Genomic DNA, 16,347 nt, shown 5'->3' with positions numbered 1-16,347 from the left:
GCTCCGGCAGCGTCGCCGGTGCGGTGGGGGGCGAGCCCTTCCAGTGGGGCACAACTTCACGCCGCGCACCACTTGAAGGTAAAAGCAACGTTGCAGAGACTATGCCTTCAGGTTTCGAAGTCAATACCTGATGTCGTATGACTTGAAACGCACGGCGAGGCTCATTGCGTTCACAAGTTGAATTGATCTTGAAGGAGAGCCCTGGCCGACCGGGTCAGCGCAGCCGCTGGCTGATGACCTTCGAGACGCCGTCTCCCTGCATCGACACGCCGTACAGCGCGTCGGCGACCTCCATCGTCCGCTTCTGGTGCGTGATGACGATCAGCTGCGAGGACTCCTGGAGCTCCTGCATGATCCGGATCAGCCGCTGGAGGTTGGTGTCGTCCAGTGCCGCCTCGACCTCGTCCATCACGTAGAACGGGCTGGGCCGCGCCTTGAAGATGGAGACCAGCAGCGCCACGGCCGTCAGCGAGCGCTCGCCGCCGGACAGCAGCGAGAGCCGCTTGACCTTCTTGCCCGGCGGACGGGCCTCGACGTCGACGCCGGTGGTGAGCATGTCGTCGGGATCGGTGAGGACCAGCCGGCCCTCGCCGCCCGGGAAGAGCCTGCTGAAGACGCCCTCGAACTCGCGCGCCGTGTCCCGGTACGCCTCGGTGAAGACCTGCTCGACCCGCAGGTCCACCTCCTTCACGACCTGAAGGAGGTCCGCCCGGGTCTTCTTCAGGTCCTCCAGCTGCTCGGAAAGGAACTGGTGGCGCTCCTCGAGAGCGGCGAACTCCTCGAGGGCGAGCGGATTCACCTTGCCGAGCTGCTGGTACGCCCGTTCGGCGGCCTTGAGCCGCTTCTCCTGCTCCGCGCGGACGAAGGGCCGCGGCTGGTTGCGCGGGTGTTCCGGGTCGTCCGGAAGGTCCTCGCCCTCGGCGGGCGGCGACGGCGGTACGGGCTGGTGGGGGCCGTACTCCTCGACGAGCACGGCCGGCTCCACGCCCAGCTCCTCCAGTGAGCGGGCCTCCAGCTGCTCGATCCGCAACCGCTTCTCGGCACCCAGGACCTCGCCCCGGTGCACCGAGTCGGTGAGCTTGTCCAGCTCCGCCTTGAGGTCACGGCCCCGGCCGCGGGCGGCGGCGACGTCCTGCTCGCGGGCGCGCTTCGCCGCGTCGGCGAGCTCCCGCTCCCGCTCGGCGCGGGTCAGCGAGACCTCGACGTGGGCGAGCAGCTGACGGGCGCCCGACGCCACCGCCGTGGCGACCTCCGCCTCGTGGCGCAGCCGGGCCCGGCGCTGCTCGGCGCGCGCCCGCGCCTCGCGCTCCGCGCGGGCCGCCCGGTCCAGGGAGTCGGCCCGGCCGGCGAGGCCCTTGACCCGCTCCTCGTGGGTACGGACCTGGAGCCGGGCCTCCATCTCGGTCTGGCGCGCGTTGGAACCGTCGATCGCGAGCCGGTCGCGCACGGACGTGTCGGGCTCGTCCTCCCCTCCGTCCCCCGAGGAGGCGTTCTCCTCGGCCACCAGCAGCCGCTCGGTCAGCTCCTCCGCCTCGGCCAGCGCCCGGTCCAGGGCCTCCGCGGCGCGCGCTGCCGCGGCGGCGGTGCGCTCGGCCTCCCCCGCCGCTCCCCTGGCCTGTCCGGCGAGCCGCCCGAGCTGCTGCGCCACGGCCGACTTCTCCCGGTCCGCGGCCCGCCGCCGCTCGCCCAGCTCCTCGACGAGGGCGGCCGCGGCACGCCGCCGCTCGACGGCGGCCTCCTTCGCCGCCTCCAGCTCTCCGCACCGCACGTCGAGCCCGGCGAGCTCGGCCGCCGCCTCGTCCACGGACGCCTGCACCTCCAGCAGGCTCGGCGCCCCGGCGGACCCGCCCTGCGCGAGGTGCGCCCCCAGCAGATCGCCTTCGGCGGTGACCGCGACGAGCCCCGGGTGCGCCCGCACCACGTCCACGGCCTGGTCGAGCCCGTCGACGACGACCACGTCCCTCAGCAAGCGCCGTACGGCGCCCATGAGTTCGGCCGGTCCGCCGACCAGCCGGGCCGCCGGCGCGGTGCCGTCGACGGCGGGCGGCCCGGCCGGCTCGTCGGCCCCGGCGAGCAGCAGCGACGCACGGCCGGCGTCCTGCTTGCGGAGGAGGCGCAGAGCCTCGGCCGCCGTGGCCGGGTCCGTGACGGCGAGGGCGTCGGCGGCGGCGCCGAGGGCCGCGGCGACGGGGATCTCGTAGCCGGGGGTGACGGTCAGCAGCTCCGCCGCCGGCCCGAGGAGGCCGGTGAGGCCGGCGGCGATCAGGGCGCCGGTGCCGTCCTTGCGGCGCAGGCCGAGGGCGAGGGCGTCGTGGCGGGCGCGGGTCGCGGCGCGGGCGCGGTCGGCGTCGGCGGCGGCCTCCCGGGCCGCGGTGAGCGCGGCCTCCGCGTCGGCGAGCTCGCGGCGGGCGGCCTCGTGGCGCTCGGCCAGCTCGGTGTCGTCCGCGTCGAGGCCGTCGACCTCGGCCTTCAGCTGCTCGTACTCCTCCTGGGCGGCCACCGCGCGTTCCTGTGCCTCGTCGCGCGCGGCGGCGAGCCGGTCGATCTCGGCCTGGGCGGACGCGGCGCGCGAGCGGGCCGCGTTGACCTGGCCGTGCAGCCGGGCCAGGCCCTCCCTGCGGTCGGCGATGGCGCGGGCGACGTCCTTGAGACGGCGCTCCTCGACGGCGAGGGCGCGTTCGAGCTCGGCGCGGTGGGCGACGGTGTCCTCCAGGGCCCGCTCGGCGGCCTCCAGGGCGGCCTCCAGCTCGGCCTCCTGCTCGCGGATCCGGGCGGCCTCGCGCTCCATGTCCTCCGGCTCGCGGCCCCGCCGCTCCTCCGGCGGCTGCGTCGTGGCGCTCTTCACGCGGGCGTCGGCGAGCGAGACCGTGCCGCGCACCCGCTCGGCGAGCTGCGACAGCTCGTACCAGGTCTGCTGGGCGCGCTGGAGCCGCGGCGCGAGACGGCGCGCCTCCTCCTCCAGCTCGGCCTCCTTGGCGAGCGCCGCCTTCAGTTCGGCCTCGGCGGCCTCCTTGCGGGCCAGCAGCGCGGCCTCGTCGGCGACCTCCGCCTTCAGTGCCTCCCGGAGGCGTACGAGGTCGTCGGAGAGCAGTCGCAGGCGCGCGTCGCGCAGGTCGGCCTGGATGACGGCGGCGCGCCGGGCGACGGCGGCCTGCCGGCCGAGCGGTTTCAGCTGGCGGCGCAGTTCGTCGGTGAGGTCCTGGACGCGGGCCAGGTTGGCCTGCATCGCGTCGAGCTTCCGCAGCGCCTTCTCCTTGCGCTTGCGGTGCTTGAGGACGCCCGCGGCCTCCTCGATGAAGGCGCGGCGGCCCGTCGGGTCGGCGTGCAACACGGAGTCGAGCTGGCCCTGGCCGACGATGACGTGCATCTCGCGGCCGATGCCGGAGTCGGAGAGCAGGTCCTGGATGTCGAGCAGCCGGCACGTGTCGCCGTTGATCTGGTACTCGCTGCTGCCGCCGCGGAACATGATCCGGGTGATGGTGACTTCGGCGTAGTCGATGGGCAGCGCGCCGTCGGAGTTGTCGATGGTCAGGGAGACCTCGGCGCGGCCGAGCGGCGGCCGCCCGGTCGTGCCGGCGAAGATGACGTCCTCCATCTTGCCGCCGCGCAGCGACTTGGCTCCCTGCTCCCCCATGACCCAGGACAGCGCGTCCACGACGTTGGACTTGCCCGAGCCGTTGGGCCCGACGACGCAGGTGATTCCCGGTTCGAACCGCAGCGTGGTGGCGGAGGCGAACGACTTGAAACCGCGGAGCGTCAGGGCCTTGAGGTGCACGCCTGCGGACTCTACCCGGGGTCTCGGGTTTCACCCATGAAGGTGCAGGGCACACCCTCAGCCAAGGAGGGTGGGACATGGGGGCAGGGGGTTGCGCGAGAAAAAGGTGCGCAAGAAAGAAGGGACGCCGAAGCGCCCCTTGCATATCCAGCTGTGCTGGCGAGAGTGTTTCTCACCTGGCCCCTCGGGGCTGAGACCTCAGGTGAGCGCAGGCTCCGCCTTGGTGACGTCGAGATCGATGCTGTCCAGCAGCGACTCTCCCGTGTGCTGAGCGGCGGCAGCGGTGAGCGCGTCGTTCTCCGACTGGATCCTTACCAGCTCGGACTCCAGGTCCTGAACGCGCTGCTGAAGCCGTCGCATCTCGGCGAGGAGTCGCGGGTCGGAGCCGCCGACGTAACCGAGAAGCGCCTTTGCCATGATGGATGGTCCTCCACACTGAGTGACCGACCGAAGCGGTGTGGGTCGTGAGGGATTCGCACCCGCGGTGCTCGACCGTGCTCTTTGTCGTGCCCGTTCTCACGGTCGAACAACTGAGGTGCGCGGGGGCTTCCAGAGTCTCACCAAAAAGTTTGACGGTCAACACGATCACGCCCTGCATCGAAGGGTCACCGGGGGGCATGCGGCCGCGGGAAGGGCGGCGGCGCCTCGCAACTCGGTGCCCGAGGGGCGTGGAGATCATCCTTACTCGCGCAGCCTGGCACGGCAAGCGCTTCTTGGCAACCACCAGGCCGTTTTCGCTTCCGCGACCGTTCACCGCACCCCCGTCCGAGACCGTTCGGAGCCGTCGGAAGGGGGTGCGCGAGGGGTCGCCGGGGCGAGGTGTCAGCGGATGGCGAAGGTCTCGTAGCCGCCGCGCGGGGTGGCCCAGATCTCAGTGACTCCGTCCACGCGCCCGGGCGTGTCGCCGGAGCGGAGCCAGTCGAGCAGACGGTGGCAATTCTCACTCGGCCCCTCGGCCACGACCTGGACCCGGCCGTCGTCGAGGTTCAGGGCGAAGCCGACGAGCCCTCCGATCTCCAGCGCGTTTGCCCTGGTGAACCAGCGGAAGCCCACTCCCTGTACCCGGCCGCGCACCCAGGCGGTCATCCGTACGTCGTCAGTCATGCCTGCACGCTAACGGGCGGATTACGGAAGGAGCACGTCAGCCCGGCATGTCATGGCGTACAGTCCGTGCGGAACGGGGCTCACCCGATCGGCGGAGCCCGGTGAGACCGCTCCTCCGGGAGCCCCGCGAAAGCAAAGATCGGCAAACACCACAGTTCACAGGTCCGGTTCAGAGGTCCAGAGGTCAGGAGGCGAGCGGATGGGAAGGCATCGCGGCGAACGGCGCGGCGCGCCCGTACGCACCGGGCTGCTCGGCATCTCCGCGGCGGTCGCGGTGGGCGCGATCGGTGTCGCCTCGGGCCTGCTGCCCGGCGGCGAGACGTTCTCGGTCGGCAACTCCGGCAAGGAGACGCCGCGGGTGGAGGCCGAACGGCAGGCCCCGCGCCTGACCACGCAGGGCGGCTCCTCGGTCTCCCCGGCGCGGTCGGCGAGCCCGGACGGCGGTACGGGCACGGGGACGGCGAAGGGCAAGGCGGCCTCGCCCTCGGCGACCCCGAAGCCGAAGCCCACTCCGACGAAGACCGCGACCCCGAGCCCGAAGCCCTCGAAGCCCAGGGCCACGCCCACGCCCGCGCCGGCGCCCACGAGGACGGTCCGGCCGACCCAGGCCCCGGTCACCGTGGTCCCGTCCTCCCCGTCGGCCACCGTCCGCTCCGTGACCGAGCGCGAGCAGGCCGCGGAGGCCGAGGTCGTGCGGCTGGTGAACCTGGAGCGCGCCAAGGTCGGCTGCGTCGCGGTCCGCTCGGACGCCGAGCTCGCCGCCCTGGCCGGCGCCTTCAGCGCGGACATGGCCGCACGGAACTTCTTCGACCACACCGATCCCGACGGCGACTCGCCCTGGACCCGCGCCGAGAGGGCGGGCGTCATGAACCTCGGCGGCGAGAACATCGCCCGCGGCCAGGTCGACGCCGCCGCGGTGATGAAGTCCTGGATGGCCAGCGACGGCCACCGCGCCAACATCCTGAACTGCGACTACAAGACGCTGGGCGTGGGCGTCCACTTCGCGGACGGCGGTCCGTGGTGGACCCAGGACTTCGGCTTCTGAGCCTGCGCCTCCCCGGCCTCGCACGCGTACGGAAGGGCCCCGTCACCGGAACGGTGACGGGGCCCTTCCGCGTGGTCCCCGGTCGGGCCGGTCAGGCCGCGGCCTTGCCGAGGACGAAGGTGCGGGCCGTGGTGGCGACACGGCGGCCGAGGTGCTCGGCGGTGGCGATGTCGGCCTTGTGGACGCCCTCGGGGCCCAGGTCGTTGTGGGTCTGGGCGGCGGCGCCGGAGAAGAAGCCGAGGCGGTTGATGTCGTTCTCGGAGGCCTCGCTGGTGTTCCAGCCGGGCTTCAGACCGAGGTTGACCCAGGTCATGCCGTGCTGGCCGGCGAGGGTCTGGAAGAACTGCAGGGTGTGCAGCTTGTCGCCGCTCTTCGAGGCGGAGTTGGTGAATCCGGCGGCCAGCTTGTCCTGCCAGGCGTCGGCGAACCAGCGCTTGGAGGAGGCCTCGGCGAACTGGTGGAACGCGCCGGACGCGGTGCCCATGTAGGTCGGCGAGCCGAAGACGATCGCGTCGGAGCCGTCGAGGAGCTCCCACTGGGCGTCGGTGATCTGGTCGACCCTGATCAGGTGGACGGTGGCGCCGGCCTCGGCGGCACCGTCACGGACCGCCTCGGCGAGGACGGCGGTGTGGCCGAAGCCGGAGTGGTAGGCGATGGCGACGACGGGGGTGGTCATGGAAGGACTCCTCGGCGAAAGGGTGAAGGACGGCAGGGGGAACGCCAAGAAGTAGAGCACTAACTTTTGGAAAGCGCAACAGATCAGTTAGCGCTTCCTGGCGCACAGCGCTGCGCGCGCGTATGGTAGGGGCATGACTGACGACCTCGCCTACGACGTGTTCGCGAAGTCCTGCCCTTCGCGCGGCACCCTGGAGCACGTGACCGGCCGCTGGGGCAGCCTGATCCTGGGCGCGCTCCACGACGGCACGTTCCGCTTCAACGAGCTGCGGCGCAGGGTCGACGGCGTGAGCGAGAAGATGCTGTCCCAGACACTGCACGCGCTCGAACGCGACGGCCTCGTCCACCGCGACGCCCAGCCCACCAATCCCCCGCGGGTCGACTACTGCCTCACGCCGCTCGGCCGCGAGGTGGCCGAGCAGCTGCTCGGCCTGATCCGGCTGGTCGAAGGCCGGATGGACGAGGTGCTCGCCGCCCGCGAGAGCTACGACGACGGGCAGCCGGCGACGGTCGCGCCGTAGCGCCGGTCACGCGTGGCGTCGCCGGTCGGACCGCGGCGCCGCCCCTGTCGCCGTAGCGCCGGTCGCCCCCGCGTACGTCAGAGCGTGACGCGCGGCGGGCGCTGGCAGCGCGGGCAGAAGTAGCTGGAGCGGTTCATCCACGGGCGCCGGCGCATCGGTGTGCCGCACCGCCGGCACGGCTCGCCCTCCCGCCCGTACGCGTCCAGGGACCGGTCGAAGTAGCCCGACTCGCCGTTCACGTTCACGTACAGGCTGTCGAAACTCGTGCCGCCGGCCGCGAGTGCCGCGTTCATCACGTCCCGGACGTGCCCGAGGAGCTCGGCCGCCCGCGGCCGGGTGATCGTCGCCGTCGGCCGCTCGTAGTGCAGCCTCGACCGCCACAGCGCCTCGTCCGCGTAGATGTTGCCGACCCCGCTGATCAGCGACTGGTCGAGCAGCGCCCGCTTGATCGTGGTGCGCCGCAGCCGCAGCGCGGTGGCGAAGGCCGCGTCGTCGAAGGCGGGGTCCAACGGGTCGCGCGCGATGTGCGCGATGACGTCCGGGAGCCCGTCGGCGCTGTCCGGGGCGGTGTCGTGCAGCGAGAGACCGCCGAAGGTCCGCTGGTCGACGAAGCGCAGCTCGGTCCCGGCCACGCCGGCGGCGGAGTCGCCGCCGGACGGGGCGAAGCGGATCCGGATCCGCAGGTGCTTCTCGTCCGCCGCCTCCTCGGGCTGCACGAGCAGCTGGCCGCTCATCCCGAGGTGGCCGAGCACGGACGCCTCGCCGCCCTCGAGCGGCAGCCACAGGTACTTGCCGCGCCGCCGGGCGATCCCGAAGCGCTGTCCCTTCAGCCGTGCGGCGAAGTCCGTGGCACCCTCCGGGTGGCGCCGCACGGCCCGCGGGTGCAGGACCTCCACCTCCGTGACGGTCCGGCCGGCGACCCACCGCTCAAGACCGCGTCGTACGACCTCGACCTCGGGCAACTCGGGCACGGGACTCCTCCGGACGGCTCTCTTCGGCTGATGCCCGCAGCCTACAACCGCCCTGACACGGCGCTGCCCCCGTCCCCTGGGCAGGGGACGGGGGCAGCGTCGGAAAGCGAAGGATGGAGCGGAGGGTCAGGCCGTGGCCTGCTCGTCGGAGGCGTTCTCGGCCGCGGCCTTCGCCGCCGCCGCCGCACGCTCGTCCGCGGCGGCGCGGATCTCGCGCCACGCGGACTCCGCCGCCTGCTGCTCCGCCTCCTTCTTGCTGCGGCCGGTGCCGGTGCCGTACGAGACACCACCGACGCGGGCAGCAGCAGTGAAGGTCTTCTCGTGGTCCGGCCCCTCCTCGCTGACGAGGTACTCCGGAACGCCGAGCCCCTCGGCCGCGGTCAGCTCCTGGAGACTGGTCTTCCAGTCCAGGCCGGCGCCGAGGTTCGAGGACTTCTCGATCAGCGGGTCGAAGAGCCGGTGCACCAGCTCGGACGCCGCGTCGAGGCCCTTGTCGAGATAGACCGCGCCGATCACCGCTTCGAGGGTGTCGGCGAGGATGGACGCCTTGTCCCGGCCGCCCGTGCCTTCCTCGCCCCGGCCGAGCCGGATGAACGAGCCAAGGTCGAGGCCGCGGCCCACGTCCGCCAGCGCACGCGAGTTGACCACCGCGGCCCGCAGCTTGGCCAGCTGGCCTTCGGGCAGGTCGGGGTGGGTGCGGTACAGCGTGTCCGTGACCACCAGGCCGAGCACCGAGTCCCCGAGGAACTCCAGCCGCTCGTTGGTGGGCAGACCGCCGTTCTCGTACGCGTACGAACGGTGGGTGAGCGCACGCACCAGAAGGGCGGACTCGAGCTGATACCCGAGCCGCCCTTCCAGAAGCGTGTGGGACGAGGCCGAATTGACGTGGTCAGACATCGTGCCTCTCACCGGCCCCTCAGACGGAGAGGACCTGGCGCTTGTTGTAGGTGCCGCAGCTCGGGCACGCGATGTGCTGCTGCTTCGGCTCCTGGCACCGCTCACACGAAACCAGGGGGGTGACCGCAGCCTTCCACTGCGACCGGCGGTGGCGCGTGTTGCTGCGCGACATCTTCCGCTTCGGAACAGCCACGGCTACTTCTCCTGCTTCTCGTCGACACCGGATGCGGCATCGCTCATGTTGTCCTTCTCGTCGGCTCCCAGTGAACCGGCGAGTCCCTGCAGTGCCGCCCAACGCATGTCGACGGCGTCATGGTGGTGGTCCGGGTTGTCGTTCAGGTTGATTCCGCACTCGGAACACAGACCTGCACAGTCCTCCCGGCACACCGGCTGCATGGGCAGTGCGAGCACCACCGCATCGCGCAGCACGGGCTCGAGGTCGAACATGCCGTCCTCGAGGGGGATCATGTCCTCGTCGTCCTCGGCTTCGTCGTCCGCGGCCGCCTTGACGCGGCCCCGGTCGTCGGAGTCGGGGTACGAGAACATCTCCTGGAAGTCCGCGTCGAGCTCCAGCTCGACGGGCTCCAGACACCTTACGCACTCCCCCTCTGCCGATGCACGGGCGGTGCCTGTGACAAGCACCCCTTCCATGACCGACTCAAGGCGGAGCTCGATCTCCACCGGGGCGCCCTCGGGCACCTCGATGACCCCCGCGATCCCCAGCTCACCGGGGGCGTCGACCGTGCGGGAGAGCCGCTGCATGGCACCAGGACGCCGCCCCAGCTCGTGCGTGTCGAACACGAGGGGGTTGCGATGGTCGAGGCGCGTGCTCAGGGTTCTTCCTGCTTTCGGATCGTTCACAACGTGAGGGGCTGCCTTGCGCGGGCAGCACTGATCGCGGACATACGCGCGACCGAACAGCCAGAATACTGGACGCTTCGCTCAGGGCCCAATCCGGGTCAGTGACCCTGCTCGTAACGGCGCAGCTGCTCCAGGTCGATCATGCTCGTGTCGAAGAAGCTGGTCTCGTCCAGCGCGGCGGACGGCGGCTGCTGCTGGACGTGGGGCTGCGCCTGCGGCTGCTCGTAGCCGTACTGCTGCTGGTACGCGTAGGGGTCGGCCTGCGGCTGCTGGTAGCCATAGGGGTCCTGGACCGGCTGCTGGTAGCCGTACGGGTCCTGGACGGGCTGCTGCGGGTACCCGTACGGGTCGGGCTGGACCTGCTGCGCCGGGATCTGCACCGGCTGGGGCTCGGCGGCCGGCTCCGGGTCGGCCAGTTCCGCGAGGCCGGCCAGGTAGTCGGCGTCGCTGGTGTGCAGCGGGTTGCCCGCCGCGTCCTGTGCGGCCATGTGCTCGCCGAGGGCGTCGCTGGCGATCCGGCCGTGCAGCTTCTGCCGGCCGCGGCCGACCGCCTCCAGCGTCTTGCTGAGGACGGCCTCGAAGGCGCCCAGCTTGGCGTCCACGTAGGAGTCGGCCCGCTGGATCAGGGTCTGCGGGTCCGCGCTGTACTCGGGGGCGTCCTCGTCGGCGTAGCCGTCCGCGTCGACGCCCGGGCCCCGGCCGAGGAGCTTCTCGCGGCCGCGGTCGACGGAGGCGATGGTCTTGTTGAGGACGACCTCGAAGTTGGCGAGCTTGGAGTCGACGTAGTCGTCGGCCTCGGCCCGGATCTCCTCGGCCTCGCGGCGGGCCTCGCCCAGGATCCGCTCGGCCTCGTCCTGCGACTGGCGGGCCACCTGGGTGTCGGAGATCAGCGAACCGCGCTCGGCGTGGGCGGCCTCGATGATCCGCTCGGCCTCCCTGCGGGCCTGCTCGACCATCTGCTCACGCCCGCCGAGCAGCTCCTGCGCCTGGGCGAGGGAGCCCGGCAGGGCCTCGCGGACCTCTTCGAGCAGCGCGAGCAGCTCGGCACGGTTGACCACGCAGGACGCCGACATGGGCATGGAGCGGGCGCTCCGGACCGTCGCGACGATCTCGTCGAGCTTCTTCTGCACGTCCACCGGTGCTCGCCACTCTCTACAGCTGGATGGAGACGGACGGGACGACTGTAAGGCCAGTCGGCCCCTGGCCGGGACCAGGGCCTGTCCGGCGGATCAGGGTCGGATAGGCCGCGGCGTCTGGTGCGGTGCATCGCAAGGCGCCGGAGCGTCGCGATAGCGGAGCTATCGGGGCGCTTCGGCAACGCGGCGAGGTGCCGTGCCAGACGCCGCGGCCCCGGCCATGATCCGCCGGACAGGCCCTGGGTGACGGAGCGTCAGCGGCGGTGGCCGGCGGTCACTGTCCCGAGCGGTTCTCGGCGAGCCGCTCGGTGAGCCGGGAGAGCACCGCGGGCGGCACCAGGTGGGAGACGTCGCCGCCCCAGGCCGCGACCTCCTTGACCAGGGAGGACGACAGGAAGCTGTACGTCGGGTTGGTGGGCACGAACAGCGTCTCCACGCCGGAGAGGCCGTTGTTCATCTGGGCCATCTGCAGCTCGTAGTCGAAGTCGCTGACGGCCCGCAGTCCCTTGACGATGGCGGGGATGTCGCGCTGCTTGCAGAAGTCGACGAGCAGGCCGTGGAAGGACTCGACCTCGACGTTCCCGAAGTCGGCGGTGACCTCGCGGATCAGCTCGATCCGCTCGTCGACCGTGAACAGGCCCTTCTTCGACTGGTTGATCATCACCGCGACGTGCACGACGTCGTACAGCTTGGAGGCGCGGGCGATGATGTCGAGGTGTCCATTGGTGATCGGGTCGAACGACCCGGGACAGACGGCGCGGCGCAACTTGGTTCCCTCGCTCTCCGGTCCGGTCATCGTGCGTCTTCGCACGTAGAGGCGGCGCGACCGTACCAAAACGTGCCTTCGCCGTAGCGACGGGCCCGCAGGGGTGCGAAGCCGTCCGGCCAGCCGAACTCGCCGCCGCGGGTGCTGCGCTCCACGGTGACGAGGGCATCCTCGGCGATCCAGCCCCCCGAGCGCATTGTGAGGAGGATCTCTCGAAGATCGTCGTCCGCGACGGCGTACGGCGGGTCGAGGAAGACCAGGTCGTACGGCTCGGCCGGCGCCGGTCCCGACACGATCTGTTCCGCTTTGCCCGTACGGAACTCGGCGCCCGCGAGCCCGAGCGAGCGGATGTTCTCGCGCACGGTGCGCGCGGCGCGCTGGTCGGCCTCGACGAGCAGGGCGTGGGAGGCGCCGCGGGACAGCGCCTCCAGACCGACGGCTCCGGAGCCCGCGTAGAGGTCGGCGACGCGGGCGCCGGCGAGACCGTGGAAGGACTCCCAGGTGGAGAAGAGACCTTCCCTCGCCCGGTCGGAGGTGGGCCGGGTACCGGTGCCCGGGGGCACCGCGAGTCGGCGTCCGCCGGCGGTGCCGGCGATCACGCGGGTCATCTGGGGTCCTCGTCATCCATAAGCCGTTGCGTAGGCAATAGCTTAGGGCGGCGGGGCCGGGAGGGAGACGGCCGTGCGGCGGTCAGCCCTTCTCCAGGTACTCCTCCCGGTCCTTGTCGAGAAGCGCGTCGAGCGCGGTGCGCAGCGCGGGGTGGCCGGTGAGGCCGGGGTCGGCGACGACGAGGGCGGTGGCCTCCTCGCGGGCGGCGGCGATGACCTCCTCGTCCTCGATGACGGCGAGCACCCGCAGCGAGGAGCGGACGCCGGACTGGGCCTGGCCGAGGACGTCGCCCTCCCGGCGCTGTTCGAGGTCGATCCGGGAGAGTTCGAAGCCGTCGAGGGTGGACGCGACGGCGTTCAGCCGCTGCCGCGCGGAGCTGGCCTCGGGCATCTCGGAGACGAGCAGGCAGAGACCGGGGGCGGAGCCCCGGCCGACGCGGCCGCGCAGCTGGTGCAGCTGGGAGACGCCGAAGCGGTCGGCGTCCATGATCACCATGGCGGTGGCATTGGGGACGTTCACGCCGACCTCGATGACGGTCGTGGCGACCAGGACGTCCGCCTCGCCGGCGGCGAAGCGGCGCATCACGTCGTCCTTGTCGTCCGGGTGCATCCGGCCGTGCAGCACCTCGACGCGGAGCCCGGCGAGCGGACCGGCCCGCAGCTGCTCGGCGACGTCGAGGACGGCGAGCGGCGGACGCTTCTCGGCCTCGTCCTCGGGACCCGCCTTCTTCCCGGACTTCTGGTCCTCCTCGTCGCCGATGCGCGGGCACACCACGTACGCCTGGTGCCCGGCCTCGACCTCCTCGCGGACCCGCTCCCAGGCCCGGGCCAGGAAGTGCGGCTTGTCGGCGGCGGGCACGACATGGCTGGCGATCGGGGACCGGCCGGCGGGCAGCTGGTCCAGGACGGAGGTCTCCAGGTCGCCGAAGACGGTCATCGCGACGGTGCGGGGAATGGGCGTGGCCGTCATGACGAGCAGGTGCGGCGGCTGCTTCCCCTTGCCGCGGAGGGCGTCGCGCTGCTCCACGCCGAAGCGGTGCTGCTCGTCGACCACGACCAGACCGAGGTCGTGGAACTGCACCTTGTCCTCGATGAGCGCGTGCGTGCCGATGACGATGCCGGCCTCACCGGTGACCAGGTCGAGCAGCGCCTGCCGCCGGGCCGCGGCGCCCATGGAACCGGTGAGCAGCACGACCTTGGTCGCGTGCTCGGCCCCGCCGAGCATTCCCCCCTCGGCGAGCTCCCCCATCATCTCGGTCACCGAGCGGTGGTGCTGCTGCGCGAGGACCTCGGTGGGCGCCAGCATCGCGGCCTGCCCTCCGGCATCGACGACGGCGAGCATGGCGCGCAGGGCCACCATGGTCTTCCCGCTTCCGACCTCCCCCTGGAGGAGGCGGTGCATGGGGTGTTCGGTGGCGAGGTCGTCGAAGATCTCCTGGGAGACCTTGCGCTGGCCCTCGGTGAGGGTGAAGGGGAGCTTGGCGTCGAAGGCGGTGAGCAGGCCGTCGGGGGCCGGGCGGCGGGCGACGGCCGGGAGCTGCGTCTCGGCGTGACGGCGGCGCGCGAGCGCGACCTGGAGGACGAAGGCCTCGTCCCACTTGAGGCGGTCGCGGGCGGCGGCGATGTCGGCCTTGGTACGGGGCCGGTGGATGCGGGTGAGGGCGTCGGGCAGGTCGGTGAGGCCGCGGCCGTCGCGCAGGGCGGGCGGCAGCGGGTCGACGAGGCCCTCCCAGCCGGTGGCGGCCATGGAGTCGAGGGCGATGCCGACGGACTGCTCGATGGTCCAGGACTCCAGCTGCTTGCACGCCGGGTAGATGGGCAGCAGCTCGCTCGCGAAGGCCTTGACGGTCTCGGTGCCGCTGTCGGCGTCGAGCAGCTTGTACTCGGGGTGGGCGAGCTGGAGGCGGCGGTTGAAGACGCCGACCTTGCCGGCGAACATGGCGCGCCGGCCGGGCAGCAGTTCCTTCTGGTGGAAGTGGACGGTGCGGCCGAAGAACACCAGCTGCATCCGGCCGCTGCCGTCGGTGATGGTGACCTCAAGGCGCTGGCCCTTGCCGCGCCCGCCCTTGTTGAAGGTGTGCACGCGCGCGTCGGCGACCTGGGCGACGACGGTGACGTGCTCGTCCAGCGGCAGGTCGGCCAGCGCGGTCAGCTCGCCTCGCTCGGCGTACCGACGCGGGTAGTGGTGGAGCAGGTCGCCGACCGTGTGCAGGTCCATGTGCTCGGCCATCACCTTGGCGGTTGCGGCGCCGAGCAGCTTCTTGAGGGGTTCGTCGAGGGCGGGCACGCGTTCCATTGGACACCACCGGACTGACACCCGTCGCGCAGCCGCGACGGCGATCCTCGCGGCCGCGCGGGGCTACTCGACGCCGACGAGCAGCGGCGGCGCGCCCTCGCCCGCGTGGTAGACAGTGGTGTCGACGGCCAAGTACGTGGTGCGGACGTGCTGTTCGAGGGTGGCGGCGAGGCCGGCGGGCGTGTCGTCGGCGACGACGAGGGTGACCAGCTCGCCGCCCGCGGAGAGCATGCGGTCGAGGACCGTGACGGCGGTGGCGGTGAGGTCCTGGCCGATGACGGCGACGTCGCCCTCGATGAGGCCGAGGACGTCGCCGGCCTGGCAGACGCCGGCCGAGGTGAAGGACTGGCGTTCGGCGACGGCGAGTTCGGCGTAGCGGGTGGCGCCGGCCGCGGCCGTCATGGCGACGACGTCCTCGTCGAAGCGGCGGTCGGGTTCGTGGACGGCGAGGGCGGCGATGCCCTGGACGGCGGCGCGGGTGGGGATGAGGGCGACCCGGATGCCCTCGGCCCTGACCTGTTCGGCGGCCGCGGCGGCGATCTGCCGCAGCTCGGTGTCGTTGGGCAGCAGGACGACCTCGCGGGCGTGGGCCCGGCGGATCGCCTCGGCGAGGTCGGTGCCGGTCGGCGTCTCGCCGGGGCGGGCGACCAGGGTGGTCGCGCCGGCCTGGGCGCACAGTCCGGCGAGGCCGTCGCCGGGCAGGACGGCGACGACCGCCCGCCCGGCGGGTTCCGGGCGTGCCTCGAAGTGGGTGACGCGGATGCGGTACGGGCGTCCCGCCTCGACGCCGGCCTCGACCGCCGCGCCGGCGTCGTCGACGTGGACGTGGACGTTCCACAGCCCGTCGCCGCCGACGACGACCAGGGAGTCCCCCAGTTCGTCGAGGCGCCGCTTCAGGGTGTCCACGGCGGCGTCCTCGGCCTCCAGGAGGTAGATGACCTCGTAGGCGGGCCCGGCGCCGGAGAGGCAGTCGCCCAGGACGACCGGCCCGTGCGCGGGTTCGGCGAAGGGCGTCGGCGCCTCGCCGGTCAGGGCCTCCACGAGCGCGCCGAGCACCGCGACCAGACCGCGTCCTCCGGCGTCCACGACGCCCGCGCGGCGCAGTACGTCCAGTTGGCCGGGGGTCTGCTCCAGGGCCGTCCTTGCCCCCTCGTAGGCGCTCCTGGCCACCGTCACGAGTTCCCCGCCGGCCGCGCAGGCGCCGGCGGCCGCGTCGGCGACGGTGAGGAGGGTGCCCTCGACCGGGTGGGCGACGGCCCGGCGGGCCGCTTCGGCGGCGCTCGCGAGGGCGCGGGCGAGGTGGTCGCCGTCGCCGCCCTCGGCGAGGACCGCGGACATGCCGCGGAGCAGCTGGGAGAGGATGGTGCCGGAGTTGCCGCGGGCGCCGATCAGCGCGCCGTGGGCCATCGCCCGTATGATCTCCGCCACGTCGGGGGCCTCCGCGGCTCCCTTGGCGAAGGCCTCGTCGGCGGCCCGGGCCGCGGATTCGACGGTCAGGTACAGGTTGGTCCCGGTGTCGCCGTCCGCGACGGGATAGACGTTGATGGCGTCGATCTCGTCGCGCTCCCTGCCGAGCGCCGCCAGCGCCCCTGCGCACCAGGATCGGACCGCTTCGGCGTCGAGGGTCTGCGGTGCTCGCGGCAACGGGTGGTCCTCCTGTGCTTCGCGGTGGGTTCACCGCAGGGTAGACCC

15 protein-coding genes are annotated in these 16,347 nt (G+C 72.3%); 2 read left to right on the top strand and 13 right to left on the bottom strand.

Annotated features, from left to right (window positions below; genetic code table 11):
• Window positions 1–214: 214 nt before the first annotated feature.
• From smc to ACFVGS_RS15315, 3 genes are all read right to left on the bottom strand, one after another.
• Entirely contained in the window at window positions 215–3,775 is a 3,561-nt protein-coding gene (gene smc / locus ACFVGS_RS15325; RefSeq protein ID WP_385692694.1) for a chromosome segregation protein SMC, read from the bottom strand.
• 198 nt (window positions 3,776–3,973) lie between these two features.
• On the bottom strand, window positions 3,974–4,192 hold the full coding sequence (locus ACFVGS_RS15320; protein ID WP_365348954.1) for a hypothetical protein: 219 nt from the start codon (window positions 4,190–4,192) through the stop codon (window positions 3,974–3,976).
• Window positions 4,193–4,597: 405 nt separating this feature from the next.
• The gene (locus tag ACFVGS_RS15315; protein WP_384422977.1) at window positions 4,598–4,879 is read right to left on the bottom strand and encodes an acylphosphatase; all 282 of its coding nucleotides are present in this window, start codon (window positions 4,877–4,879) and stop codon (window positions 4,598–4,600) included.
• Between the two features lie 199 nt (window positions 4,880–5,078).
• On the opposite strand from ACFVGS_RS15315, the gene ACFVGS_RS15310 reads away from it, so the two are divergent.
• Window positions 5,079–5,924 (top strand): CAP domain-containing protein, encoded by an 846-nt coding sequence (locus tag ACFVGS_RS15310; RefSeq protein WP_385692693.1) that lies wholly within the window; start codon window positions 5,079–5,081, stop codon window positions 5,922–5,924.
• A 91-nt stretch (window positions 5,925–6,015) separates the two neighbouring features.
• Here ACFVGS_RS15310 and ACFVGS_RS15305 read toward each other — a convergent pair whose 3' ends face one another.
• Window positions 6,016–6,600 carry a flavodoxin family protein gene (locus tag ACFVGS_RS15305; protein ID WP_384417033.1) on the bottom strand — a complete coding sequence of 195 codons (585 nt, stop codon included), beginning with the start codon at window positions 6,598–6,600 and terminating at the stop codon, window positions 6,016–6,018.
• 133 nt (window positions 6,601–6,733) lie between these two features.
• Here ACFVGS_RS15305 and ACFVGS_RS15300 point away from each other — a divergent pair, with 133 nt between their 5' ends.
• Window positions 6,734–7,120 (top strand): winged helix-turn-helix transcriptional regulator, encoded by a 387-nt coding sequence (locus tag ACFVGS_RS15300; protein WP_384417030.1) that lies wholly within the window; start codon window positions 6,734–6,736, stop codon window positions 7,118–7,120.
• Between the two features lie 77 nt (window positions 7,121–7,197).
• On the opposite strand, the gene mutM is transcribed toward ACFVGS_RS15300, so the two are convergent.
• The 9 genes from mutM to ACFVGS_RS15255 form a co-directional block, all read right to left on the bottom strand.
• Window positions 7,198–8,091, bottom strand: a complete 894-nt coding sequence (gene mutM / locus ACFVGS_RS15295; RefSeq protein WP_384417028.1) for a bifunctional DNA-formamidopyrimidine glycosylase/DNA-(apurinic or apyrimidinic site) lyase — start codon at window positions 8,089–8,091, stop codon at window positions 7,198–7,200.
• 126 nt (window positions 8,092–8,217) lie between these two features.
• A complete protein-coding gene (gene rnc, locus ACFVGS_RS15290; protein WP_384417025.1) occupies window positions 8,218–8,988 on the bottom strand; it encodes a ribonuclease III in 771 nt (256 codons plus the stop codon).
• 19 nt (window positions 8,989–9,007) lie between these two features.
• The gene (gene rpmF, locus ACFVGS_RS15285; RefSeq protein ID WP_030195083.1) at window positions 9,008–9,181 is read right to left on the bottom strand and encodes a 50S ribosomal protein L32; all 174 of its coding nucleotides are present in this window, start codon (window positions 9,179–9,181) and stop codon (window positions 9,008–9,010) included.
• 2 nt (window positions 9,182–9,183) lie between these two features.
• On the bottom strand, window positions 9,184–9,789 hold the full coding sequence (locus ACFVGS_RS15280; RefSeq protein ID WP_384417045.1) for a YceD family protein: 606 nt from the start codon (window positions 9,787–9,789) through the stop codon (window positions 9,184–9,186).
• Between the two features lie 158 nt (window positions 9,790–9,947).
• Complete coding sequence (locus ACFVGS_RS15275) at window positions 9,948–10,985, bottom strand: cell division initiation protein (RefSeq protein WP_384417022.1); 1,038 nt, start codon at window positions 10,983–10,985, stop codon at window positions 9,948–9,950.
• A gap of 274 nt (window positions 10,986–11,259) precedes the next feature.
• Window positions 11,260–11,751, bottom strand: coding sequence for a pantetheine-phosphate adenylyltransferase (coaD, locus tag ACFVGS_RS15270; RefSeq protein WP_384417042.1), 492 nt, complete (start codon window positions 11,749–11,751; stop codon window positions 11,260–11,262).
• Window positions 11,752–11,777: 26 nt separating this feature from the next.
• Window positions 11,778–12,359 carry a 16S rRNA (guanine(966)-N(2))-methyltransferase RsmD gene (gene rsmD / locus ACFVGS_RS15265; protein ID WP_384417019.1) on the bottom strand — a complete coding sequence of 194 codons (582 nt, stop codon included), beginning with the start codon at window positions 12,357–12,359 and terminating at the stop codon, window positions 11,778–11,780.
• Window positions 12,360–12,441: 82 nt separating this feature from the next.
• Window positions 12,442–14,655 carry an ATP-dependent DNA helicase RecG gene (gene recG / locus ACFVGS_RS15260; RefSeq protein ID WP_385692692.1) on the bottom strand — a complete coding sequence of 738 codons (2,214 nt, stop codon included), beginning with the start codon at window positions 14,653–14,655 and terminating at the stop codon, window positions 12,442–12,444.
• Between the two features lie 63 nt (window positions 14,656–14,718).
• The gene (locus tag ACFVGS_RS15255; protein ID WP_385692691.1) at window positions 14,719–16,299 is read right to left on the bottom strand and encodes a DAK2 domain-containing protein; all 1,581 of its coding nucleotides are present in this window, start codon (window positions 16,297–16,299) and stop codon (window positions 14,719–14,721) included.
• Window positions 16,300–16,347 lie beyond the last annotated feature (48 nt).

The organism is Streptomyces sp. NPDC127114, from assembly GCF_042677525.1.
In the GTDB taxonomy this organism is placed as follows: domain Bacteria; phylum Actinomycetota; class Actinomycetes; order Streptomycetales; family Streptomycetaceae; genus Streptomyces.
The sequence above is the reverse complement of the archived record's forward strand: the minus strand, read 5'-3'. Positions and strand labels throughout refer to the sequence as shown.

Coding starts and splice junctions, on each gene's coding strand:
- ACFVGS_RS15320 (WP_365348954.1), bottom strand. CDS start 4,192: ATGGCAAAGGCGCTTCTCGGTTACGTCGGCGGCTCCGACCCGCGACTC.
- recG (WP_385692692.1), bottom strand. CDS start 14,655: ATGGAACGCGTGCCCGCCCTCGACGAACCCCTCAAGAAGCTGCTCGGC.
- ACFVGS_RS15305 (WP_384417033.1), bottom strand. CDS start 6,600: ATGACCACCCCCGTCGTCGCCATCGCCTACCACTCCGGCTTCGGCCAC.
- ACFVGS_RS15315 (WP_384422977.1), bottom strand. CDS start 4,879: ATGACTGACGACGTACGGATGACCGCCTGGGTGCGCGGCCGGGTACAG.
- rsmD (WP_384417019.1), bottom strand. CDS start 12,359: ATGACCCGCGTGATCGCCGGCACCGCCGGCGGACGCCGACTCGCGGTG.
- rnc (WP_384417025.1), bottom strand. CDS start 8,988: ATGTCTGACCACGTCAATTCGGCCTCGTCCCACACGCTTCTGGAAGGG.
- ACFVGS_RS15310 (WP_385692693.1), top strand. CDS start 5,079: ATGGGAAGGCATCGCGGCGAACGGCGCGGCGCGCCCGTACGCACCGGG.
- ACFVGS_RS15300 (WP_384417030.1), top strand. CDS start 6,734: ATGACTGACGACCTCGCCTACGACGTGTTCGCGAAGTCCTGCCCTTCG.